The 17,353-nt window shown below is 47.8% G+C and carries 17 protein-coding genes; 2 read left to right on the top strand and 15 right to left on the bottom strand.

Going from position 1 to position 17,353, the window contains the following annotated elements:
* The 6 genes from M0R35_06220 to M0R35_06195 form a co-directional block, all read right to left on the bottom strand.
* On the bottom strand, positions 1-662 hold a 662-nt coding region (locus M0R35_06220), incomplete at its 3' end, for a hypothetical protein (GenBank protein MCK9595256.1).
* Positions 649-1,416 (bottom strand): glycosyltransferase family 2 protein, encoded by a 768-nt coding sequence (locus tag M0R35_06215; protein MCK9595255.1) that lies wholly within the window; start codon positions 1,414-1,416, stop codon positions 649-651. The genes M0R35_06220 and M0R35_06215, both read right to left, overlap by 14 nt.
* A gap of 82 nt (positions 1,417-1,498) precedes the next feature.
* Positions 1,499-2,974 carry a tetratricopeptide repeat protein gene (locus tag M0R35_06210; GenBank protein ID MCK9595254.1) on the bottom strand — a complete coding sequence of 492 codons (1,476 nt, stop codon included), beginning with the start codon at positions 2,972-2,974 and terminating at the stop codon, positions 1,499-1,501.
* Between the two features lie 21 nt (positions 2,975-2,995).
* A complete protein-coding gene (locus M0R35_06205; GenBank protein MCK9595253.1) occupies positions 2,996-4,687 on the bottom strand; it encodes a carbamoyltransferase in 1,692 nt (563 codons plus the stop codon).
* Positions 4,688-4,721: 34 nt separating this feature from the next.
* Positions 4,722-4,883: a hypothetical protein gene (locus tag M0R35_06200; GenBank protein MCK9595252.1), complete on the bottom strand. Its 162-nt coding sequence runs from the start codon at positions 4,881-4,883 to the stop codon at positions 4,722-4,724.
* Between the two features lie 254 nt (positions 4,884-5,137).
* Complete coding sequence (locus M0R35_06195; protein MCK9595251.1) at positions 5,138-6,115, bottom strand: hypothetical protein; 978 nt, start codon at positions 6,113-6,115, stop codon at positions 5,138-5,140.
* Positions 6,116-6,277: 162 nt separating this feature from the next.
* Here M0R35_06195 and M0R35_06190 point away from each other — a divergent pair, with 162 nt between their 5' ends.
* Both M0R35_06190 and M0R35_06185 read left to right on the top strand, forming a co-directional pair.
* Positions 6,278-6,832: a cupin domain-containing protein gene (locus M0R35_06190; GenBank protein MCK9595250.1), complete on the top strand. Its 555-nt coding sequence runs from the start codon at positions 6,278-6,280 to the stop codon at positions 6,830-6,832.
* An 18-nt stretch (positions 6,833-6,850) separates the two neighbouring features.
* A complete protein-coding gene (locus M0R35_06185) occupies positions 6,851-8,500 on the top strand; it encodes an AMP-binding protein (GenBank protein ID MCK9595249.1) in 1,650 nt (549 codons plus the stop codon).
* 7 nt (positions 8,501-8,507) lie between these two features.
* On the opposite strand, the gene M0R35_06180 is transcribed toward M0R35_06185, so the two are convergent.
* The 9 genes from M0R35_06180 to M0R35_06140 form a co-directional block, all read right to left on the bottom strand.
* Positions 8,508-8,888, bottom strand: a complete 381-nt coding sequence (locus M0R35_06180; GenBank protein MCK9595248.1) for a response regulator — start codon at positions 8,886-8,888, stop codon at positions 8,508-8,510.
* 63 nt (positions 8,889-8,951) lie between these two features.
* Complete coding sequence (locus tag M0R35_06175) at positions 8,952-9,341, bottom strand: PilZ domain-containing protein (protein ID MCK9595247.1); 390 nt, start codon at positions 9,339-9,341, stop codon at positions 8,952-8,954.
* A 58-nt stretch (positions 9,342-9,399) separates the two neighbouring features.
* A complete protein-coding gene (locus M0R35_06170) occupies positions 9,400-9,831 on the bottom strand; it encodes a hypothetical protein (protein MCK9595246.1) in 432 nt (143 codons plus the stop codon).
* Position 9,832: 1 nt separating this feature from the next.
* Positions 9,833-10,390 (bottom strand): GTP cyclohydrolase I FolE, encoded by a 558-nt coding sequence (gene folE / locus M0R35_06165; protein ID MCK9595245.1) that lies wholly within the window; start codon positions 10,388-10,390, stop codon positions 9,833-9,835.
* Positions 10,391-10,400: 10 nt separating this feature from the next.
* A complete protein-coding gene (mnmE, locus tag M0R35_06160; GenBank protein ID MCK9595244.1) occupies positions 10,401-11,783 on the bottom strand; it encodes a tRNA uridine-5-carboxymethylaminomethyl(34) synthesis GTPase MnmE in 1,383 nt (460 codons plus the stop codon).
* Positions 11,764-13,188: a bifunctional folylpolyglutamate synthase/dihydrofolate synthase gene (locus M0R35_06155; GenBank protein ID MCK9595243.1), complete on the bottom strand. Its 1,425-nt coding sequence runs from the start codon at positions 13,186-13,188 to the stop codon at positions 11,764-11,766. Before M0R35_06155 ends, mnmE begins: the two co-directional genes overlap by 20 nt.
* A gap of 34 nt (positions 13,189-13,222) precedes the next feature.
* Entirely contained in the window at positions 13,223-14,782 is a 1,560-nt protein-coding gene (gene purH / locus M0R35_06150) for a bifunctional phosphoribosylaminoimidazolecarboxamide formyltransferase/IMP cyclohydrolase (protein MCK9595242.1), read from the bottom strand.
* Positions 14,783-14,805: 23 nt separating this feature from the next.
* Positions 14,806-15,510: a DUF933 domain-containing protein gene (locus tag M0R35_06145; protein MCK9595241.1), complete on the bottom strand. Its 705-nt coding sequence runs from the start codon at positions 15,508-15,510 to the stop codon at positions 14,806-14,808.
* Positions 15,511-15,648: 138 nt separating this feature from the next.
* Positions 15,649-17,353 (bottom strand): elongation factor G (locus M0R35_06140; GenBank protein ID MCK9595240.1); only part of this gene is annotated, 1,705 nt, incomplete at its 5' end.

Below are 17,353 nucleotides of genomic sequence, written 5' to 3'. Positions count from 1 at the left end.
AATATAAAAGCCAGAATAAAAAAAGGTATTTTTTCTTTAAACGCTATCTTCCTCTTCCCGGCATCCCGGTATGAAATATAGTCCACAAGGATCAATACTACAGGCAAGGTTATGGCCATCGCTTTGGACAAAAGCGACAGGATGAACGCGCTCAAAGACAAAAAATAGAATTTCTTCGCGCCTTCGCGCAGGTAATAACAATATGCGATGATCGACAATATGAAGAAGAGCGAGTAAAGCAGGTCTTTTCTCTCGGAGATCCATGCCACTGATTCCACATGCATCGGATGCACAACGAACAAAACAGCTACTATAAAAGACACCCGGACTTTACCGGTCAGCATATGCATCAACCAGAATACTAACAGGGCATTAAGCAAATGCAGAACCACCCCTGTCAAGTGATACCCGAAAGGGGCAAGCTTGAACGCCTGGAACTCGATTGAATACGACAGCATGGTCAGCGGATGGTAATTCCCGGCAAAGAAAGAGGTAAACGCTTTTTTTACAGCAGAGAGGGATAAATTCTGGACAGCGGGATTCTCGGTCAGATATTTATCATCGTCCCAATTGACAAAACCGTTCTTTAAACAAGGATAGACAGCGAAAAATCCGGAGATTAGGATAATGGCGCATAAAAACGCCGCTCTATATCTTATCATTTACACGGGGTTGTTTTGGGTTAAAAAGAGGTGATTTTATAAGGCCCAGCCGGTGAAGGTAAAAAACCGTTAAAACCCCTAAAGATTGCAGCCCGTAGATCACGCTGCGCCATAACCGGATAGAAGACGCCTCTTTAAAATAACGCACCGGTATGGGTATGTCCCCTATAGTGAATCCAAAATGGACAGCCTGGATCAATAATTGCGCATCGAAAACAAAATCATCGGAATTATTATGAAAAGGTATTGTTTCTAATACCCCCCTGCGGTAAGCCCGGAACCCCGAATGGAACTCTCCCAGATTCTGACCGAGGGCAAAATTGTCGATAATAGTCAGGAACCGGTTGGCGAGATATTTATACAATGGCATCCCTGACGCCAGGCATTCTTTTCTCGTCCTGACGCGGTTCCCCAGGAGAACATCACAGACTCCCAGCCTCAAGATATCGATCGCGGAATTGATCAGCCGGCTGTCGTATTGATAATCCGGATGTATCATTACCACATAATCCGCTTTTTTGCTCAACGCCAATCCATAACAGGTCTTCTGATTGGCTCCATAGCCGAGATTATTTTGATGCTCGACAACGGTCAAACCCAGGCGTTTGGCTATATCTACGGTATTGTCCCGGCTCGCGTCATCCACAAGGATAATTTCGTCGACACTGCCGGGAGGAATATCGTTTATAGTCCTCTCCAGGGTGGACGCCGCGTTATAAGCCGGCATAACTACTATAACTTTTTCTTTGGCCATAAATTAAAGGTTTGGCGTTTTGTTAATGAATTTACATTAACCGCGTTCATCCGCAAGGATTATTGCGCGCGTTAAATATCCGCTATTTAACGCGCAACTCCTTTAATACAACCCCGGCGATATTCTCCGCCATAAGACGGCAGCCTTGAGGGGTGCAATGTCCGAAGTCGCCCCCGAACATATCTAAAAAATATGTCTTGTACCCATCCCTCTCTATTGCTTCAGCGAATACCCGCCGGTTATCCACAAATATCATTCCCCCGGTGTCCTTAAATATCTCTTTCAACGGCCCCAGGCTACGCATAGGATACTGCATACAAACCAACCTTATATTGCGCGCCTCCAGTATATCTTTAAGCTTGTTATAATTACGAATAGTGCGGGGGGCATATTCTTTTTTGTTGAATTCCCTCAGCTTCCTATTGCATTCTTCTGCGCACTTAGTCATCCCCATCTCTTTATAAAGGTAGCCCAGGATCTTGTACCCCCAATCATTACCGGGATTACGCTCTACATATTCCTTAAGCATCTTCTCCGCCTGCTGGAAATTCCCCTGATATTTATAGATCTCCACGAGTTCAGAACAAACCCATTCATTATACGGGCGCAGGTCTAAAGCTTTAACGAAACATTTCTCGGCGCCGTTAAAATATCGTTGCTTTCGATAAACACAGCCAAGATCAACATATGCCTCCCAATTTTTCGGATTCACCCTTATCGCTCTCTGCAATAATCCGGCCGATTCAACCAGCTTATTTTGATCATTGAACATTTTGCCCATCCAGGATAACGCCTTGTCATTTCGAGGGTTCAATTCTATGGCTTTTTTATACACCTTCTCGGCATCAGCCCAATTACCCTGTTTGAAATAAATACGGCCCAAACCTACATATGCCTCATCTTTATCAAGATCGCTCTCTATGGCTTTCTTATACGCCTGCTCGGCTTTGACCAAATCCCCCTGTTCACAGTAATGCCCCCCTAAACTCGTATATCCCATACCAAAGCGCCGGATTGGGGCTACGGAAAGATCCAGTCCATAAACATCTTCTTTCTTCAGTTTCTTTAATACATATGTATAGATCAACCGAAAAAGCCTGTACGCACGGGAATTGCGGAACAATCCGTTGTCCGAATCCGGAATATCTTTATAATACATTATCCGGTTATCATTATACCCCATCATTGTTATAACCATATTCGGACGGTATATATCCAGATTTTTTTCAAGCTGCGAAAGTATCCCGTCGGTATCGGTAGCGATAACGCCTTTATCGATGACCTTGAACCTGATCCCCGTATTGCGTTCGTTCAGGATCGCCTCTAAAGGTTTAGGGTATTGTCTGGCAGTGGTAGACGCCCCGAGACAGAGTATCTTGTAAACGCCGTTCCCTCTTAGAGCGGACCTGTTCCGGCATTCCTGGCAAGCCGAAAAGATAAACCCGGATACGCGCAGTCCCATCTCCAAAAGGATAAATGATAAGAACACCCCTGATATAACCAGGAATATTCTTGTTTTCAGTCTTTTCGCCGGCCTGGCCGGGTTATTATTTCCCATAATGTTTCGATCGATCCGCAGCTATATCAAGCTTTTCTCTACTATAAAATCCCCCAAAACCAGACAGTCCATCCCTGTCTTCAGAAAACTGTCTATCGCCTCTTCCGGAGAATTGACGATCGGCTCGCCTCTCAGGTTGAAAGAAGTATTTATTAAGACCGGGACGCCTGTAATAATTTCAAACTCCCTGACCAACTGCCAGAATTTCGGATTTACATCTTTATTAATGGTCTGCACCCTTGCAGTCCCATCCACATGCGTAACCGCGGGTATCAGATGTTTTTTATCCTCTTTTACCTGCGGGGCTAACAACATAAACGGAGAAAGATCCTTGAGCCAGAAGTAATCCCCGGCTTTCTCTTCCAGCACCGCAGGCGCGTAAGGCCGGAAAGATTCCCTGTTTTTCACCTTGGAATTCAACAAATCCTTCATATTCGGATTGCAAGGATTTGCCAGGATGGAACGATTCCCCAAAGCACGGGGGCCGAACTCAGCTTTCCCCTGGAACCAACCCACGATCTTATCCTGCGAGATATTACGGGCCACATATTTAGCCAGATCAGGATAATCTAATTCCTTAAATACAAGACCCCTCAGTTCCAAGATCCGTTTTATCTGCGCCCGGGGGTATTCCTGGCCAAGCCCGGCGTCACACATGACATATTCCCTTTTATCCCCGCAAATCACATTGTTTATGTAAGCTGCTGCCCCTAAGGCCCCGCCGCTGTCCCCGGCGGCCGGCTGGATAAACACCTTTTTGAACGGCGTTTCTTCAAGGATCTTCTGATTGGCGACGCAATTCAAAAACAACCCGCCGGACAGACAAAGATTATTGCTCCCTGTTTCCTCATACAGCCTATTGGCGATCTTTATAAGGCTATCCTCAATGAATTCCTGCAGGCTGGCGGCTATATCGCAATGCCTCTGGTCGATTTCACTTTCAGGCTTTCTATCCGCTCCCAACAATTTCAACAATCTTGAATTATACATCCGGGAGCCTTGGTTAAAGAACCCGAAAAACTCCTGGTTTAGTTTAAAGCTTCCGTCCGGCTTGACAACAGCCATCTTCCGGAACTCACTTAAATACGCCGGCCTGCCGTACCCGGCCAACCCCATAACCTTTCCTTCGCCTTCCAACGCCTCAAATCCAAGGTATGTGGTAATTGCGGTATAAAGCAAACCCAGGGAATCCGGATAATTTATTTCTTTAAGTATGCTGATCCTGTTCCCCCGGCCAAAGCCGCAACTTGTCGTCGACCACTCGCCGACTCCATCAGCGGTAAAAACAGCCGCATCCTCAAAAGGAGAAACAAAAAACGAACTGGCCGCATGCGCAAGATGATGTTTAATGAATATTGTTTTGCCTTTAAACCCCAGCTCTCTTTGAAACACATCCGGCATTATCAATCTATCTTCAAGCCATCCCGGCATCACATTTAAGAAATTCTTCAGCGAAAAAGGCCAGGACTGCAGGTGATTAGTTACTACCCGGGAGAATTTAAGGTAAGGTTTCTCATAAAAACCTATATAATCGATATCGTAAATATTTATGCCCGCCGACTGAAGGCAGAAATTAATAGCCTGGATGGGGAACCCCGGATAATGTTTGCGGCGGTTAAACCTTTCCTCTTGCTCAGCGGCAACGATCTTCCCGCCTTTAAATAAACATGCGGCGGAATCGTGGTAAAAACATGATATGCCGAGTATATTCATTCTCGAGAAATGGCTCCTCTTGCGATCTTTATGTTCATACCCCGGCATAAATAAAAGCGATGATAACGGGAGGACCGATATAATAAACCAGAAATGCGAGCAGCGCCAGGATAATAAGCAAAGGAGCGATGAAATACATTTTGTTTTTCTTTATCATATAAAACATTTCTTTCAGGATGTAACCTATTTTCCCCATATATGCACCGCCTCCCTATGATTGTCTGGTCAGTTCATCCGGAGATTCGTCATACCCTGCCGCTTCAACCCAAAACGAATCCATATCCTGGGATTTTGATCCCGGGTGAAAGAAATTGAATAAACTAAACAGGATAAAAGTCGCCCCGAAACCGAGAATGTACAAGACGAAAAGGAGCGCGACAATCAGACCTTTTTGTATCGCACGAACTCCGCGTTTAATCTTGCTCTGGATCACGTTCATATGCCGGTTCATTATGCCAATGCGCAACCGATACTTTTTAGGATCGAATTAACAAGATCTTTACCGAAATTGATTTCCAGAAGTTTCAGCGCTTCGTCCCGCGACAATTCGCCTTTTCTTATAAGTTTGCTCATTTCTATGTGATAATGCGTATACCCGAAATTTTTCATGGTCAAATAAACGCTGGCAAAATTCATCATGCAATTAGTGGAATTCAAGGGATAGCTTAAAGCGGGGCGCGACCATTTCAATTCTTTCTGCAGGACCTCCTGAGATTCGCAGGGGTCGTATCGCAGGAACCAATGCGGGGAAAGAGCGACGATCTTCGAACTCCCGCGCGCTGTTTTTATCGCCTCTTTCATGCTCAGTGGAAAATCTTTATACGAGGGATCGCAACGTAAATGTTTCAGAATAAAACCCTTTGTGGCGGAAGACATCGTAAAATATTCCCCGCCGCTCTCACTGCCTTCGGTTGACTGTCCCTTGGTCCATCCCGCCACAATGACCGGGATGTTATAACGGGCAGCCGTATCATAAACCAGCCTCATATACCAGATCGCGCAAAGATGACACATAGGCGCCGCAGACCCGGTCTCCACAATCTTGCGAAAAATCCCTTTCATAAAATCAGACTTCAAATACAACCAATCAACTCCCAGGATATCAACGGCGTTGCGTATGTTTACCAAGGCCCCGGTGTTTTCATATCCGTGATCGAATGTGAACGCCAGAGGGTTCATCTTGTATCTTCTCTTCATATAATACAACCCCAAGGTGCTATCTTTGCCCCCGCTGCACATTACCAGACAATCATATCTGCCCTTCCCCCGGTATCTGCCAATGATCTTAACTAATTCCGATTCCAACAGCCCCGGATTGCCTGCTGCGCTCTTTTGCTTCTCGTAATCCGCGCAAATATTGCATACGCCTTGTTCATTCAACCAGATATCCGGCCTGAATTCCGGCAATACGCACCTCTTACACAGCATATCTTCCCCCGGCAATTGTTTAAATATGGATATATAGCGGCTTTCGGTCTATTATACATCCCGCGGCGGCCAATATCCATATTTTTCAAAATCCCTTGAACAAAAAACCGGCGCGGATATAATGGTATTATACGCATATAAAAACATTAACCGGGAGAGATAATGTCGGATAAAATAAAACAGATAGCCGAAAGGATCAAAGAACTGCGCAAGATATCAGGGATCCCTCCGGGCGACCTGGCCAGGGAATTAAAAGTATCCGGAGGCCTTTACCGCAAATACGAGAACGGAACAAGCGACATCCCGGTAAGTTTCCTGTACGAGATCAGCCGCAAATTCAACGTCGAACTGACCGCCCTTTTAACCGGGGGCCAGCCCCATCTGCACACTTATTGCCTGGTCAAGAAAGAAACAGCCCCTTCGGTGGACAGGAGAAAAGAATACAAATACCTTGATCTGGCTTATAATTTCTCGCGCAAGAAAGCCGAAATATTCCTGGTCACCGTCGAACCCGGGTCGCGCAGAACCCGGATAAAATTCAACACCCATCCGGGGCAGGAATTTGATCATGTCCTGGAAGGCACGCTTAAAGTGATCCTTGACGGGCACGAACTCGTCTTGAAACGGGGCGATTCCTTATACTTCGATTCCGGGATAAAACACGCAATGGTGGCCCAAAACAACAAGCCCGCCAGGTTCCTTGCCATTATTTTATAACACACGGGGTAAACTGAAATGCTGAACAACTTTGTAAAAGGACATTTTGATTCCTACGAAGATTTTGCGAATAATTTAAATATCATCGTCCCTCGCAACTTTAATTTCGCCTATGATGTGGCCGACAGGATCGCCCGGGAAAACCCGCACAAGAAGGCCCTGGTCTGGTGCAACGATAAAGGGCAAGAAGAACAATTCACTTTCGGCGAGATAAAAAATTTCAGCGACAAAACCGCCAATCTGCTCAACGGGCTGGGGATAAAAAAAGGCGATCCGGTCATGCTTATCTTGAAACGGCATTACCAATTCTGGTTCTGTTTGCTGGCCTTGCATAAAATAGGGGCCATAGCTATCCCGGCCACACATCTTTTAAAAACCAAAGATATAATATACCGGAATAACGCCGCGGGGATAAAAATGATCATTTCCTGCGACGAACCGGAAGTGATCGATAACATCAATGCCGCCCAGAAAGATTCCCCCACGCTGGAACACAAGGTATGCGTCGGCAAGCAACATCCCGGATGGGTCGATTTCACCCGGGAACTGGAAAAGGCCTCGGATAAATTCTTACGCCCCGCGGGAAAAAACGCTTCTCAGAACAACGACATCCTCCTGCTCTATTTCACCTCCGGGACAACCGGAATGCCTAAAATGGTCCAGCATAACTTCACTTACCCGCTCGGGCATATACTCACCGCTAAATACTGGCAGAACGTGGCGCTTAACGGTCTGCACCTAACAGTGGCGGATACCGGCTGGGCAAAGGCAGCCTGGGGGAAGATCTACGGGCAATGGCTTGCAGGCAGCGCGGTCTTTGTATATGACTATGATAAATTCATACCCAGGGACCTGCTTGGGGTGATATCCAGGTACGAGATAACTACTTTCTGCGCGCCTCCTACGATCTACCGTTATTTGATCAAAGAAGACATCGGTCGGTATAATTTAAAGGGTCTTAAATACTGCGTGGTCGCAGGGGAGCCTTTGAACCCCGAGGTCTATTCCCAATTCCTTAAACTCACCGGGATAAGACTTATGGAGGGATTCGGACAAACAGAATGCACTGTGGCGATCGCCACTTATCCCTGGATGAAACCCAAACCCGGATCAATGGGCAAACCATCCCCGGGATACGACATCGATCTTATAAACGACGCGGGGGAATCCTGCCAGGCAGGAGAAGAGGGTCAGATAGCTATACACACCGATAAGCAAAAACCGGTCGGGATGTTCGACGGTTATTTCCGCGACCCGAAACTTACCAAATCCGTCTGGCATGACGGTATTTATTACACTGGAGATATGGCCTGGCGGGACGAAGACGGTTATTATTGGTTCGTCGGCCGCTCCGACGACCTGATAAAAAGCTCCGGATACCGGATAGGCCCATTTGAAGTTGAAAGTGCCTTATTAGAGCATCCGGCTGTTTTAGAATGCGCGATAACCGCTGTACCGGACCCCGAACGCGGCCAGATCGTAAAAGCCAGCGTGGTCCTGACTAAAAACTACAAATCCTGCCCGGAACTGGTGCAGCAGCTCCAGGATCACGTTAAAAAAATAACCGCGCCTTATAAATATCCCCGGATCATTGAATTTGTCACGGAGTTGCCTAAAACCATCAGCGGAAAGATACGCAGAGTAGAGCTCAGAAATAGCGGCAGGTAAATTTATCCTATTTAGCCAGGATCGATTCGATTTTTTTTATCAGTTCGGCCGGGATTACGGGTTTAGCCATATAGAAATTCTTGCCGATCCTACCTGAAGCATCCTCAGCTTCAGATTTGCGCATAAGCCCGGTAAGGAACAATATCGGGGTATTGCTGGTAAGTTTATATTCCCTCAGGGCACGGGCGACTTCCCCGCCGTCCATATCAGGCATATTAACGTCAAGGATGATCATATCGGGGAGCTTTTCTTTAACCAGATCTATGCCGTTCTGCGCTTTTACTGCGGTCCCAACCTCATAAACCCCTGTCCGCTCTAGGATGGATTTAGTAAAGCTGCAGATATCCTCCTCATCATCGATTATCACTATCTGTTTTTTATCCGCCATCTAAAGCCCCCTGTAAAAATTACGCTCACCTGAATACCTCTCTCCGTCTGCTCATACAATCGCTTAAACAGTCTTGGTGGATTTCACAAAACCCTCTATCTCCGTTTTATCCTGTCCGGAAATGCGTTTAAAGGCTATGCCCAAACGGTATTCATTGCCGGCCAGATGGGTGCTGTAACGCACCTCGCCGAGTATCTCCATCGGCCCGTAAAAACTGACGTCGTCCGTTTCGACCTTAAACAGCGTGAATTTCATCAACAACATCGCGCCTGAGGGAATATTACGGCTTGTCAATAATGAAAGCCCTCCCCCGCTAAGGTCGAACATAGTTGTCCTGACCTCTTTGTTCCCGATCATCATCCGCAAGGTTATCGGCTTATTTATCCGGTAAACGATAGAAAGATTAACCCTTAACCGTTCAGCCTTCCTCTTATTCATGCCGTCCTTATCCATCGCCGCGCTCCTTTTTATCGCCTTCGCGTAAAACCGCACAGTTTACCGCGGGACTTGTTCACTTAGCTCGAGTAACAGACGTATTATTGTCCGGACGATCCGGGCTCTTAAGTAATTTTTCCAGCAATTTCTTGGAGTTTGTGGACATATTCTTTTCCATCCCCCGGATCATCTTATCTTTATCCCGGATCTCCGCCTGCGCCGAAGCCAGATCCTTCGCTAATCCGGCCAGCTCCGCGGAAATACTTTCTATCCGGATGTTAAGATGATCGATAGCCTTATCTTTTTGGGTCAGTTGGTTTTTTGCGTCGTTAAATAAAAAGAACAGCGCGCAGGACACGCAGGCCAGAAAAACACCCAGCCACACAAAAGATATCTTCCAAAAGACAGAAACTTTCAACAACTGCGCATATTTAGTCTTATAGGCCATTACCAGTTGCTTATAATCCGCCAGGGCATAAACAACATCGGTATTGTTCTTTTCTTTCATATTAAGCCCTCATTAATGCCAACGCCTCAGAACGGGTCTTTTCATTCTTTTGAAAAATCCCTCTTACCGCAGAAGTCACGGTAAAAGTCCCCGGTTTTTTTACCCCGCGCATTGACATACACATATGTTCCGCTTCAATAACCACCATACAGCCCTGGGGTTTGAGTTTTGACATTATAATATCAGCGATCTGAGTGGTTAATCGCTCCTGCACCTGAGGCCTCCGGGCGAGGATCTCAACCACCCGGGCTAATTTGCTTAAGCCCGTGACCCGGCCGTCTTTAGGTATATACGCGACATGTGCCCTTCCGGTAAAAGGCAGGAGATGATGTTCACAGATGCTGTAAAGAGAGATCCCTTTCAAAAGAATGATCTCATCGTGTTTCTGATCAAGAATCACTTCCAGCTCTTTGGACGGGTCCTTATTTATGCCGAAAAATATCTCTTCATACATCTCAGCTACGCGCCGAGGGGTAGCCAACAGGTCTTTTCTGCCCGGGTCTTCGCCTATAGCGGCCAAAATATCCCTTACCGCTTTCTCTATCTTTTTCTTATCCATATCGGTCCTCTCACTTGCCTATGCAAAATTTGCTAAAGATCTTATTCAGTAATTCCTCTGTGAATCTCTTGCCTAATATATCATCCAGGCAGCCTACCGCATCTTTCATATCCTGGGCAATGAATTCTGCCGATAATCTATTATCCGCGCAATCCATAGCTTCGGCAATAAATTTTTCTGTTTTTTTGAGTTCCTGGATATGCCGGAGATTGCTGATGGCGACAGAACCCGTTGAACGCACTTCGCCTTTATAAACCATCCGCTCTATCGCCTCTTCCAGGGCATCGATATTCTTAACCCCTCTTGCGGAGATCTCTATTGCCTTTCCGAACGTCCGGGAAATACGCTCTTTGTCTATTTTTTGTTTCAAGTCCAGCTTATTGATCACTGCCAGGACCGTTTTGCTCTTAAGCTTGTTCATCAAAATGATGTCTTCTTTGACCAGACGCCTACTCCCGTCGAACATAAGGATAACCAGATCAGCCTGGTCTATATAAGCTTTAGTCCGGCGGATAGCCTTTCTTTCGATCAAATCGCGCGGGCTGATTATTCCGGCGGTATCCACTATCCGTACCGGGATACCACGTATATCTATGATCTCCTCAATGGTATCCCTGGTAGTCCCGGCTACTGCGGTAACAATAGAACGCTCTTGTTTCAGAAGCGCGTTCAATAAAGACGACTTCCCAACATTGGTGCGCCCGCAGATCACCGCGCTTATGCCTTCGCGGAATATCCTGCCTTGATCAGCCCCGGATAAAACCTCTTTTAATCGGCTATCCACCTCTTTAAGTCCGCTCAATATCCCCGAAAAATCAGCCGCGGGGGCATGGTCTTCGGGAAAATCGATATCCGCCTCTAATACGGATAAAAGATCGAGGATAGCTCCCCTGATGCCGGTTAAACGCCGGGATAAAGAACCTTTTAATTGCTCCACGCTGATCTTTAACGCGGAATCTGTCCTGGCCTTTATCACATCCAGGACCGCCTCTGCCTGGGAAAGGTCGATCCTGCCGTTCAGAAACGCCCTTTTGGTGAATTCTCCCGGGAAGGCTATCCGGCAGCCATTGTCCAGAACAAGGTCCAATATATCGCGCAGGGAAACGATCCCCCCGTGGCAATTTATCTCGACAACATCCTCACGGGTATAACTATAAGGCGCGCGCATAATGGTCAGGATCACTTCATCGATGATATCTCCATCCCGGGCCACCCAGCCGTAATGCATAGTATAGGTCTTATGTTCCGACGGCCTCTTTTTGTTTTTAGAAAAGAAAACCCGGTCAGCTACGTTTAATGCGTTCGCCCCGCTTATACGCACTATCCCTATTCCGGCGTCGCCTACAGCAGTGGCGATCGCAGCGATCGTGTCATTAAGATCTTGCCTGGCCATATTTACCTTTGTTGTTTAAAATTATCCTCCGGGCCTCGGCTACCACAAATAAAGACCCGGTCACTACGATTACCCCGCCTTTACCTGCTTTGGAAAAAGCGAGCCTTAAACCATCCCGCACATTTTCCGATAAAAACGCCGCGACCCCCGGCTTACATAACCTTAGTTTTTGAAGTATTTGTCCGCAATATGCAGCCCTTGGGTTATCCGCCCTGGTGAGGATGAACTTTTTGCCGACCGGAGAAAATTGACGGCATATTCCCCCGATATCCTTATCCCGGGATATCCCTAACACGAAAATAATATCTTTGCCGCCGCAGGTCTTCTTTAGGGTTTCCCTTAAATTACCGGCAGAGGCGTCATTATGCGCCCCATCCAACACGACCAACGGACCTTCCCGGACGATCTCAAACCTGCCCGGCCAGATGGCGGCAACCAGACCGTTTTCTATATCCTTGCGTTCGATCCTCGCCTGGCCGCGCATAGCCAGACTTTCAATCAGGCCCACGGCAAGAGCCGAATTTACGACCTGATGTTCACCTAACATCCTGATCCGCAGATCCCGGTATTCTCCCCGGAGCCCAAAAAGGTCAAACCGCTGGGACTTAGATCCATGTTTTATATCCCGGTAACGGATCTCTCTGCCCACGCTGTATAAAACCGCATTTTCCTTGGCGCACCTGTTTCTTATCACCCGGGATACTTCTTTTACCTGGGGAGCGGATATTACAACCGGCTTTCGGCCTTTATGCCTGTCTTTGTTTCTCTTGATGATCCCGGCTTTCTCACCGGCGATCTTTGTTAAACTGTTGCCCAATAGTTTGGTATGATCAAGGCTGATAGAACTGATGCCGCAAACCCCCGCCTCAACCACATTGGTCGCATCAAGCCTGCCGCCTAATCCAGTCTCTAAAACCGCGAAGTCGATCTTTTTTTCTTTAAAATAAAGGAAAGATAGAACAGTGTATACCTCAAAAAACGAAAGCGGTCCGTATGGACAGTTCCTGCGGTATTGATCCAGGATCGGTTTTAATCCCGCCACCAGACCGGAAAGTTCTTTCCGGCTGATCGACCCTTCAAACTCAGCGCACGACAGATTTCTGTTGTTCCCGCTTAACGGTTTTAAAATGCGTATTCTTTCCCGGATATCATATAAATGGGGAGAAGTGTATAATCCCACTTTATAGCCGGCAGTTCTCAGGATATAGGCAGCGAACGCGCAAACCGAGCCTTTCCCTTTGGTCCCGGACACGTGGATGGATTTAAACCCGTTTTGGGGGTCACCTAAACAAGCGAGCAGCCCTTTGACGCGTTTTAAGTTTAACGCGCTTTTATACTGATAGGTGGTATTTCTTTCGTAATTAACGAACGTGTTTAAATATTCAATCGCTTCGCGGTAGGTCATTTTAATACTATGCGGCCGGCTTGAAAACCGTTTATCAATGACGGAAATGCCTTATCCCGGTAAAAACCATCGCGACTTTGTATTTATCGCAGGCTTTTATGATCTCAGTATCAGCGATAGAACCCCCGGGTTGAATAATGGCCCTGACCCCCATTTTAGCGGCCTCGATCACAGCGTCATCTTTCGGGAAAAAGGCGTCGGACGCCATACAGGAATTTTTGGTAAGTTTGCCGGCTTTTCTTTTGGTAATGAATACCGAATCAACCCTGGACATCTGGCCCGCGCCGATGCCTACGGTCTTGGTCCCCCGGCTCAGTATAATAGCGTTGGATTTGACATGCTTAGCTACCTTCCAGGCGAATATCAACGACTCCAGATCTTTTTTGGAAACCTTTTTTTTGGTCACTACTTTCAGGTTATTCTCATCCAGAGTGAACTTGTCCGGGTCCTGGGCCAGGAGCCCGCCGTCCACCCTCTTAAGATCCAGGCCTTCGGCGGCGCTGAGCATGCGCGGCATTTCCAAAAGCCTGAGGTTTTTCTTCGCCTTCAGAAGTCCCAGGGCATCCGGGCTGAATGCCGGGGTAATTACACATTCCAGGAACCCGCTCTTGGCTATCAATCTAGCCACGGCCATATCGACCTTTCGATTTATACTCAATACCCCGCCGAACGCGGAGAGCCTGTCGCAATTCCAGGCATCCTTATAAGCCTTTAGCAGATCTCTATTCTCAGCCACACCGCAGGGATTATTATGCTTTAGAAAAACCACTGCCGGCCCGCTGAATTCCCTGGCTATATTGACTGCGGCGTTAAGATCCAGGATATTATTGAACGAAAGTTCTTTTCCCCAGAGCTGTTTTATGGTCCCCAGCCCCTTTGTCGAGCCGCTCTGCGCGTAAAAAGCCGCGGACTGATGCGGGTTCTCCCCGTAACGCAATCCCTGGACCTTCACAAAATCAAAACGCAGGTCTTTAGGGAATTTGTCACCGCCAGCCGTTTTTTCACCGGTCGCGCTTAAATAATTATATATCGCCCCGTCATACCGGGAAGTGGACTTAAATACATCTTCAGCTAATTCCCGGGCGGATGACTCGTTTATCCCGCCGCCGTTCTTCTCCAGTTCTTCGATTATCCGGGGGTATTGCTGCGGGTCGGAAACAACCGCCACCGATTGGTGGTTCTTGGCCGCGGAGCGCAGCATAGAAGGCCCGCCGATATCTATATTCTCTATTGCCTGACTGCGTGTAACATCCGGCTTGCTCACGGTCTTTTCGAAAGGATAAAGATTCACTACGACCATATCGATAAGCCCTATATCGTGTAGCTTAAGGGTCTTCATATGTTCCGGGTTCTCTCTGAGGGCAAGGAGCCCTCCGTGGATCTTCGGATGCAGGGTTTTTACCCGGCCGTCGAGCATCTCCGGGAATCCCGTGTAATCGGAAACCTCCGTCACCGGGATATTATTCTGGCTTATTATCTTCGCGGTCCCGCCGGTGGAAAGGATCTCCACCTTGAATTTGTTCAGGGTCTTGCATAGGTCGATTATCCCGGTTTTATCAGAAACGCTTACCAGAGCCCTCTTTATCTTGATCATTTTCCCTTCCTTTTTTATTCTGTTTACTTGTTGGTGCGGATGGTGAGCATATCCCCATCCTGAACCACATAATCCTTCATCTCCAGGCGCAAATGATTGTTCGAACGCGCTTTTGAAAAGCTTCCATCCGCGATCAGGTCGGAATAACTGACAGCTTCCGCCCGTATAAAACCTTTCTGAATATCCGAATGGATCGCTCCGGCGGCCTCCCAGGCGGTAGCCCCTTTTCTGATCGCCCAGGCATGGCTATCCTTGTCCCCGCAGGTAAAAAAACTTATGTATCCGAAATGCGTGTAGGCAGCAAATAAAAGCTTATCTTTCTCCTCAAGATCCGCCGGGCCGGCCAGAAACACCGGCCTTATGCTTAAAAGCGAGTACCCGGATATGACCTTCTTTTCATCTTCGCTCAAGGATAGCTCGCAAAGCAGCCCTTCTTTATCCAACTGCTCCTTAAAACGGACCAGAAGCGCTTTCTCAACATCGTCGTTGACCCGGGACATACGCGTTTCCACGAATTCCATATCATTGACCACAATATCCAGCTTGTTCGCTTCCGGGGCGATGATCCCGTCGGTTTCAATAAGTTTTCCCGGATCACTGACTATCTCCACCTGTATATAGACCTCTTTGGCTGAATTGAACATCTGTTTTAAGGCCTTGACCCTCGGGTCTATCAGATTTGCCTTGCCCTGTGAAAAAACATCCGTGCCGTAAATACCGATTTTCATTTAAACCAAATCCTCTCTTTGTGTAGAAACACAACACCGGCGCATATTTTCCACCACAAAACGGACACCCGCGCATCCATTTGCGCGGGGTGCCGATTGCGCCGGGTGTCAGTTAGAAACTATTAACTGTAAACTTAATTACTCCTCTGTTTCCTTATACTGCGCCTGATACCTGCTGATGATCGGGCTGGCGATCTTTCCCGGAACCTGTTCGTAATGGGCGAATTTCATGGTATAACTTCCTTTGCCCTGGGTCATCGAACGCAGATCGCTGGCATAGGTGAACATCTCGGCTAAAGGGACTATGGCCTTGACCACTTGCATCTTACCCTTAACCTCCAGGCCCATGGGCCTGCCCCGGCGGGAATTAAGGTCCCCGGATACCTGCCCTAGGAATTCTTCAGGGATGTAAACTTCAACTTCCATTATAGGCTCAAGCAAGGCGGGGCCGGCTTCTTGAGCGGCCTTACGCAATGCCATGCCTCCGGCGCGCTGAAAAGCCATATCCGAAGAATCCACATCATGATAAGAACCGTCGTAAAGAACAACCTGCACATCCACCATCGGATAGCCGGCTATAACACCCTGGGCCATTGCCTGGCGCACCCCCTTCTCGACAGAAGGGATAAAATTCCGGGGGATAGCCCCGCCTACAACCTTATCAAGGAACTCAAAACCTTTGCCGTGCTCCAACGGATGCACCTCAATCCACACATCCCCATACTGGCCTCGGCCTCCTGATTGCCGCTTGAATTTCCCCTGCACCTTGGCTGACCGGGTTAGGGTCTCTTTATACGGGACTTTCGGCGTACCCAACTCCACATCCACATTGAATCGTTTCTTCAGCCGGCCGATCATCACATGCAGGTGGAGATCTCCCATACCGGATATGATCATCTCTTTGGTCTCCGGGTCAACCCGGAAATGAAAACTATGATCCTCGGCGACCAACTTGGCCAATGCCTGAGAGATCTTTTCTTCGTCCTGCCGGGTTTTGGGCTTTACCGAGGCTGACATCATCGGCTCCGGGAAAACCAGCGGGGAAAAAATTACCGGATGCGCCTGATCGCTCAAGGAATCCGAAGTCTGGGTGAGTTTCAGCTTGGGGATCGCCACAATATCACCGCAGCCGGCCGCGTCAACAGCCCTTTCTTCTTTGCCCTGCAGCACATAAATATGGCCGAACTTCTCCGGGGTTTTTTGAGTAACGTTATAAAAAGTCGAGTTAGCCGCCAGTCTGCCGGAAAATATCCTCACCAGGCTTAACTGCCCCACATAAGGATCGACAATGCTTTTAAAAACAAACGCGGAAAACGGCGAGGTTCCCGAAGCAGAGACCTCTCCATCCTGAACCAGCATATGCGTCTCTTCTTCCGGACAGGCCAGATAATCTTTTATCGCCCGGATCAACTCATCAAGCCCGGCATCAGTAGCCGCTGATCCAAAAAGTATGGGAAAGACTTTGGCGTTATAAACCGCTTTATGCAACCCATTCTTCAACTCTTCCAGGGAAAGCTTTCCTTCGGACAGGTATTTCTCCAGAAGCGCGTCGTCGCTTTCGGCGATCGGCTCCATCAATTCCTCAAGGCTGCTGGAATTCAGAATTACTGCGTTCCGGGAAAGGCTGTTCCGTATATCGGCGACTACTTTATCGCGATCAACGCCTTCTTTATCTATTTTATTGATAAATATGATCCTGGGCAATCCGATATCTTCAAGGAGCGCCCAGGCTTTTTCCGTGCCGACATCAACCCCGGCGGCGGCGTCAATGACCACTATGGCGTTATCCACAGCGCGCACCCCGGAAAGGACCTCGGAGTAGAAATCGGAAAACCCGGGGGTA

It is taken from the genome of Candidatus Omnitrophota bacterium, assembly GCA_023227985.1.
Lineage (GTDB): Bacteria > Omnitrophota > Gorgyraeia > Gygaellales > Profunditerraquicolaceae > JALOCB01.
The sequence above is the reverse complement of the archived record's forward strand: the minus strand, read 5'-3'. Positions and strand labels throughout refer to the sequence as shown.